This is a genomic window from Nonomuraea salmonea (genome assembly GCF_042428605.1).
In the GTDB taxonomy this organism is placed as follows: Bacteria; Actinomycetota; Actinomycetes; order Streptosporangiales; family Streptosporangiaceae; genus Nonomuraea; species Nonomuraea salmonea.
This window is the reverse complement of sequence record NZ_JBHMCF010000004.1, coordinates 121,726-127,827: the sequence shown is the minus strand read 5'-3', so window position 1 is coordinate 127,827 and position 6,102 is coordinate 121,726. Positions and strand designations below refer to the sequence as shown.

The following is a 6,102-nucleotide window of genomic DNA, read 5'->3' as shown; positions in this document are numbered from 1 at the left end:
CAGGTCGATCTCGCCGGACTCGAGGGCCTTGCGGTTGGGTACGGTGCCGCCGAGGTTGGTTTTGTCCTCGATCTCCGCGCCGTGCGCCTGGAGCAGGTGCACGGCGATCTTGCCGAGCATGATGTTCTCGGTGAAGTCCTTGGAGCCGACCACGAGCTTGGCGCCCGCCAGCTCGTCACCGGCGCTGCCCGTTTCGACGGAGCCGGAGCCGCCGCACGCGCCGGCCGACAGGGTCAGCGTCGCGGCGGCGAGAAGGGTGAGTGTCGTCCTGAGGGGACGGAAACGCATGTCAGAAACACCTCGTGTGGGGGTTGCGTGGGGGAACTGCCTGACGAAACGGGGGGATTTCCGGGGGCGGGGTCACATGCCGCGCGGCTTGAGCGCGTGCTCGGCCAGACCGCCGAGCCAGTCGATGAGGAACGCGATGCACGCGGTGAGCACGCCGCCGACGATGGTGACGGGCATGCGGTTGAGCTTGAGTCCATTGATGATCAGCTCGCCGAAGCCGCCGGCCGCGACGAAGGCGCCGAGCGTGGCCACGCCGACGGTCAGGACGAGCGCGGTACGCAGCCCGGCCAGGATCGCCGGCACCGCGAGCTTGAGCTCCACCCGCCGCAGCACCTGGCCACGGGTCATGCCCATGCCGCGCGCCGCCTCGATGAGCGCGGGATCGACCTGCTGCACGCCGACCATGGTGTTGCGCAGCACGGGCAGCACCGCGTACGCGACGAGGCCGACCAGCGCGGTCTGGAAGCCGACGCCCATCAGGAACGTGGCGAGCACCAGCAGGCCGATGCAGGGGACGGCCTGGCCCAGGTTGCCCACGGTGAGGATGAGCGGCGCGACGATCTTGTTGCGGGCCCGCGAGGCGACGATGCCGAGCGGGATGGCGATGACCACGACGAGGAGGGTCGCGGCGGCCGTCATCTTCAGGTGCTCGACGGCCTTGGTGACGATGACGGAGGTGTTGAGGCTGCGCTGCTCGATCGAGTCCAGCTCCAGCGTGCCGACCCAGAGGTAGAGGGCGGCGAGCACGACGAGCACCGCGATCGGGGTGAACAGCAGGCTGCGGACGCGGGGCATGCGCCGTTCGAGGGGACGGACGGGCGCGACGCGCAGGGTCTGGGCGGTCACCGGAGACCTCCGCTTCCCGCGCCCTCCTGCTCGGGCGCGCCGACCGCCGCGCAGAGCGAGGCGTAGGTGAGCACCCCCGACGGCGTGCTGCACCGGTCGGTGCCGTGGGCCAGCATGAGGTCGAGCGCCTCGCGCAGCGTGGTGCCGGCCGCCACCTGCAGCAGCGCCGGATCCGGGGACGACTCGGCGGGCGGGATGTCCTCGACCCGCAGCAGCGCCAGCCGCTTGAGCGTGCCGTCCTGGCCGATGAAGCTGGCCACGTAGTCGTCGGCGGGGTCGGCGAGGATGTTGGCGGGGGTGTCGTACTGGGCGATGTGGGAGCGTTCGCGGAGGATCGCGATGCGGTCGCCCAGCTTGATCGCCTCCTCGAAGTCATGGGTGACGAAGATGATCGTCTTGCGCAGCTGCTTCTGCAGGCGGACGAACTCGTTCTGCAGGTGCTCGCGGGTGATCGGGTCGGTGGCGCCGAACGGCTCGTCCATGAGCATCACGGGCGGGTCGGCGGCCAGGGCCCTGGCGACGCCGACGCGCTGCTGCTGGCCGCCGGAGAGCTGGCGCGGGTAGCGGTCGCGGAACGCCGACGGCTCCAGGCTGACCAGCGCGAGCAGCTCCTCGACGCGCTCGGCCACCTTGGCCGGGGCCCAGCCGAGCAGCTTGGGCACCAGGCCGATGTTCTGTGCCACGGTCAGGTGGGGGAACAGGCCGACCTGCTGGATGGCGTACCCGACGTGCCGGCGCAGCTGGTCGGGGTTGAGGCTGAGCACGTCCTCGCCGCCGATGCGGATCTCGCCGGAGGTGGGCTCCACCAGCCGGTTGATCATCTTCATCGTGGTCGTCTTGCCGCACCCGGACGGCCCCACGAACACGACGAGCTCGCCCGCCGGGATGTCGAGGGTGACGTTGTCGACCGCTGGGGCGGCCTGCCCCGGGTACTGCTTGGTCAGCGAGCGCAGCTCGATGCGCACGCCTTCGGAGTCACGGTCGAACACGAAGCCCCCTCGGGGTGGTCAGTAGGCGGACGGCGAAGAAGAACAGGTCGAACAGGATGGCGATGACGACGACGCCGAGGGTGCCGGCGAGCGTGGCGTTGAGCGAGTTCACCGAGCCGAGCCTGGACAGGCCCTCGAAGATCTGGTTGCCGAGGCCGGGCCCGTCGACGAAGGCGGCGATGGCGGCGATGCCGATGAGCATCTGCGCCGAGATCCGCACGCCCGCCAGGATCAGCGGCCAGGCCAGCGGGAGCTGCACCTGCAGCAGCACCCGCGTACGGGTCAGGCCCATGCCGCGGCCCGCCTCCACGGTGGCCGCGTCCAGGCCGTTGAGCCCGGTCACGGTGTTGCGGATGATCGGCAGGAACGCGTACACGACGAGCGAGACCAGCGTCGAGCCCCAGCCCAGGCCGGTGATCGGGATGAGCAGGGTGAGCAGCGCCAGCGAGGGGATCGTGAGGATCGCCGCGGAGACCGCTATGGAGCTGCCGCGTACTCTCGGAGAGTCGTAGGAGAGGAGCCCGACGGCGACGCCGATGAGGGTGGCGATGAGGATCGCGATCGCCACGACGAGGGCGTGTTCGGCGGCGGCCAGCGAGAGGGTGTCCCATCGAGAGACCACGTACTCGCCGAAACTCATGAAGTGACCACCTTCGCTTACGCTTGCATGGATTCGCAAACGTATGCGATCTGTTGCGGTGAGCGCAAAATGAGATGCAGCTAGCGCAACACTAGTGCAATGCTTTCGTTACGAACGGACAAGGATGACGGAGAAGCCGCCAGTGTCCTCGGCCGGGCTACGCCGGGACATGGAGATCCTCGAAGTACTCGCAGGTCATGGGGATGAACGGGACGCCGACGGCTTCGGCGTGAGCTGGATCGCAGAGCGGCTCGACCGGGAGAAAAGCCAGGTCTCGCGGGCTCTGCGGTCACTGGAGCTCGAAGGCATGGTCGAACGCGACCCGCTCACTCGCCGTTACCGGCTCGGGTGGCGGCTGTTCGCGCTCGCCGCCCGCACCCAGCACGCGCGGCTCGTACGCCTGGCCGCCCCCTACGTCCGGCGCCTGGCCGCCGCGTTCGACGAGGACGCCTACCTGTGCGTGCTGCGCGGCAGCATGGTGCTGACCCTGCTGTCGGTACCCTCCTCGCGGGCCTATCACCGGGTGTGGGAGGGTGTGTCGGTCCCCGTCATCATGGCGGGGGCAGGTCGTTCCCTGCTGGCCGACTGGGACGACGACCGCGTCCGCGAGCTGCTGCGCGCCACCCTGCCGTCGGGGCTGGACAGCGCGGTCGGCAGCGAGGAGCAGTGGCTGGCCGAGCTGGCGCACGTGCGCACGGCCGGGTACGCGATCTCCGACACCGAGCTGGACGACACCGAGGTCGGGGTGTCGGCTCCCGTACGCGATCATCGCGGGCTGATCACGGCGGCGCTCACCGTGTCGGTCACCCGGACGTCGGGGCGGGCCCGCCTGCACGAGATCGGCGGGGTCGTGGCGCAGACCGCGGGGGAGTTCTCGATCGGGCTGGGCCACGGCCCGGCGGGCCCCCGTCCGCCGGGCGAACCGGCCCGCACCCGCCGCGCCACCCGCCCCACCCCAACAGAGCCCGCCTGCTCGGACCCCGCCGCATCGGACCCCGCCGCATCGGACCCCGCCGCATCGGACCCCGCCCCCGAGGCCCCATCGGACCAGGGCCTCGCCGTTTCGCCAGACCCCGCCGTTTCGCCCGACCCCGGCTGCGAGCTCTAGCGAGCACTGGCCGGCTCCAGCGGCTCCAGCGGCTCAGCGGCTCAGCGGCTCTGGCGGCGGACGCGGTAGCGCAGATGGAGCACGCGGTCGCCCTGGATGACCACGTGCGGGTCCTCCAGCAGGTGCTGCGTGTCCAGCGAGCCGAAGTACCGCTTGCCGGAGCCGAAGACGACCGGCACGACGTCCATGGCCACCTCGTCCACCAGCCCGAGGGCGAGGGCCTGGCCGCCGACCTCGCCCGCCGCCACGCCGACCGTGCGCTCGCCGGCCAGCTCGCGCGCCTTGGCGACCGCCTCGGCGACGCCCTCGACGAAGTGGAAGGGCGCGTCCGGGTGCCAGCCCTCGGGCCGGGGCCGGTGCGTCACCACGACGACGTGCTCGCCCGACGCCGGCCGGCCATTCCAGCCGTCGGTGGTGTCGAACAGGTGCCGGCCGATCACCAGCGCCCCTACCTCCGGCAGGACCTGCTGGAGGTAGCCGGCCGACGCCTGCGACACCCGGCCCAGGCCGACGTCCACGGTGCCGTTGCCGTACCAGTCGAACAGCGGGCCGACCTGGTCGTGCGCGTCGGCGATGAAGCCGTCGACCGACACCACGTTGTGCATCACCACGGTGCTCATGAGATCTCCTGACAGCGTCCGTGAGCCGGCCCCGGACGGGGCCGCTCACCCATGCGTCGAACGGCCGGCCCCCGGATCGACACGCCTCAGGTGAGATTTCTTACAGGCCCTTGGCGGCGTAGTCGTAGCGGTCGTTGAAGCGCACCCACGCCTTCTTGCCCTCGAAGAGCTGGAAGGGGTCCGGCTGCCACCTCTTGTTGTCCTTGAGGAAGTAGTTGCCGCGCTCGCACGAGCCGCGCGCCCAGAACGACGAGACCTTGTCGCGCCAGTAGCGGGTGAAGTTGAACTTCTTGCACTTCGCCGGCGACGAACGCCACTTGGCTATGGCGCCGCGCCAGTTCCTGTGCTCGTACACGCAGTACCAGCCGTGCGGGCAGGACGCCTGCGTGGCCGACAGCAGCAGCCGCACCGAGCCGCCCTCCCAGGCGATCTCGTTGTTGCTGATCTTCGTCCCGTACGGGACCGCGGCCAGATAGGCGTTGATCCGCGCGGCGTTGGCGGCCGCCTGGGCCGGGGCGGCGTTGAGAGCGCCCGCCACGACCGCGCCGGCGGCGATCACCGAGCCCGCCCGCACCAGCGTGCGCCGCGCCCGGCCGGTCCCGGTCCTGGTTGTGTGGCTCATGTCGTCCTCCCCCTTCGGGTGATCCGTCGGGGGAGACGCTAGGCGGCGCCGTGTTGAGCGCCTGTTGAGTCCCTGTTGAGTGAATGGAGCGACCTGCGGCATTTGCCCGGCGAAGGCGGGGCATGGCGTCTATGTTGATCTCTTGGAACGTTGAAGATGATGCTGATGAGGAGGCTGTGATGGGGGAGAACGCAGACCGCGCCGCGCTGGCCGCACGCATGGACACCTCCGTCCCGCACCCCGCCCGCGTGTGGGACTACTGGCTGGGCGGCAAGGACAACTACGCCCCCGACCGGGAGGTCGGCGAGGAGATCGTGAAGGTCATGCCCGACCTGCCGGTCAACGCGCGGGCCGAACGGGAGTTCATCGGCCGCGTCGTGCGCCACCTGGCCGGCGAGTGCGGCATCGACCAGTTCCTCGACGTGGGCACCGGCATCCCCACCGCCGACAACACGCACCAGGTGGCCCAGCGGGTCAACCCCAAGGCCAGGATCGTGTACGTCGACAACGACCCGATCGTGCTGGTCCACGCGCGGGCGCTGCTGGTGGGCACCGAGGAGGGCGTGACCGACTACCTCGACGCCGACCTGCGCGAACCCGCGCCGATCCTGCGCGACGCCGCTCGTACCCTCGACTTCTCCCGCCCGGTCGCGCTGCTGCTGATGGGCGTGCTGGAGTTCGTGCCGGACGCCGAGCTGGCGCACGCCTCGGTGCGCACGCTCCTCGACGCGCTGCCGTCCGGCAGCCACCTCGCGCTCGCGCACAGCGTGCGCAGCGCCTCGATGGACAAGGCCGCCGCCGAGTGGAACGCCAGCGGCGCCACCCCGCTGACGCTGCGCACCGAGGACGAGCTGCGCGCCTTCTTCGACGGCCTCGACCTGCTGGAGCCCGGCCTGGTCTCGCTGCCGAAGTGGCGCCCTGAGCCGGAGACCAGCTTCCAGGACCGCGAGGTGTTCCAGTTCGGCGCCGTCGGCAGGAAGCCGTAACCG

General features: G+C 70.7%; 8 protein-coding genes. 2 read left to right on the top strand and 6 right to left on the bottom strand.

Features of this window, described 5'->3' with window-relative positions; all coding sequences use genetic code 11:
- The 4 genes from ACFFR3_RS06665 to ACFFR3_RS06650 form a co-directional block, all read right to left on the bottom strand.
- Positions 1-288: glycine betaine ABC transporter substrate-binding protein (locus tag ACFFR3_RS06665; protein WP_379482767.1), on the bottom strand; the 288-nt coding region annotated here is incomplete at its 3' end.
- Between the two features lie 72 nt (positions 289-360).
- Positions 361-1,134 carry an ABC transporter permease gene (locus ACFFR3_RS06660; RefSeq protein WP_364379551.1) on the bottom strand — a complete coding sequence of 258 codons (774 nt, stop codon included), beginning with the start codon at positions 1,132-1,134 and terminating at the stop codon, positions 361-363.
- Entirely contained in the window at positions 1,131-2,123 is a 993-nt protein-coding gene (locus ACFFR3_RS06655; protein ID WP_364379554.1) for an ABC transporter ATP-binding protein, read from the bottom strand. The genes ACFFR3_RS06660 and ACFFR3_RS06655 overlap by 4 nt, the downstream gene beginning before the upstream one ends.
- Positions 2,110-2,763: an ABC transporter permease gene (locus tag ACFFR3_RS06650; protein ID WP_355432505.1), complete on the bottom strand. Its 654-nt coding sequence runs from the start codon at positions 2,761-2,763 to the stop codon at positions 2,110-2,112. The genes ACFFR3_RS06655 and ACFFR3_RS06650 overlap by 14 nt, the downstream gene beginning before the upstream one ends.
- Positions 2,764-2,887: 124 nt before the next feature.
- Between ACFFR3_RS06650 and ACFFR3_RS06645 the strand changes: the two genes are divergently transcribed.
- A complete protein-coding gene (locus tag ACFFR3_RS06645; RefSeq protein WP_379482766.1) occupies positions 2,888-3,871 on the top strand; it encodes an IclR family transcriptional regulator in 984 nt (327 codons plus the stop codon).
- A 41-nt stretch (positions 3,872-3,912) separates the two neighbouring features.
- On the opposite strand, the gene ACFFR3_RS06640 is transcribed toward ACFFR3_RS06645, so the two are convergent.
- A complete protein-coding gene (locus tag ACFFR3_RS06640) occupies positions 3,913-4,491 on the bottom strand; it encodes a dihydrofolate reductase family protein (protein WP_345385568.1) in 579 nt (192 codons plus the stop codon).
- Between the two features lie 100 nt (positions 4,492-4,591).
- A complete protein-coding gene (locus ACFFR3_RS06635; RefSeq protein WP_345385566.1) occupies positions 4,592-5,113 on the bottom strand; it encodes a peptidase inhibitor family I36 protein in 522 nt (173 codons plus the stop codon).
- A 179-nt stretch (positions 5,114-5,292) separates the two neighbouring features.
- Between ACFFR3_RS06635 and ACFFR3_RS06630 the strand changes: the two genes are divergently transcribed.
- Positions 5,293-6,099: an SAM-dependent methyltransferase gene (locus ACFFR3_RS06630; RefSeq protein ID WP_379482765.1), complete on the top strand. Its 807-nt coding sequence runs from the start codon at positions 5,293-5,295 to the stop codon at positions 6,097-6,099.
- Positions 6,100-6,102: the final 3 nt, after the last annotated feature.

Coding starts and splice junctions, on each gene's coding strand:
- ACFFR3_RS06645 (WP_379482766.1), top strand. CDS start 2,888: ATGACGGAGAAGCCGCCAGTGTCCTCGGCCGGGCTACGCCGGGACATG.
- ACFFR3_RS06630 (WP_379482765.1), top strand. CDS start 5,293: ATGGGGGAGAACGCAGACCGCGCCGCGCTGGCCGCACGCATGGACACC.
- ACFFR3_RS06635 (WP_345385566.1), bottom strand. CDS start 5,113: ATGAGCCACACAACCAGGACCGGGACCGGCCGGGCGCGGCGCACGCTG.
- ACFFR3_RS06640 (WP_345385568.1), bottom strand. CDS start 4,491: ATGAGCACCGTGGTGATGCACAACGTGGTGTCGGTCGACGGCTTCATC.
- ACFFR3_RS06650 (WP_355432505.1), bottom strand. CDS start 2,763: ATGAGTTTCGGCGAGTACGTGGTCTCTCGATGGGACACCCTCTCGCTG.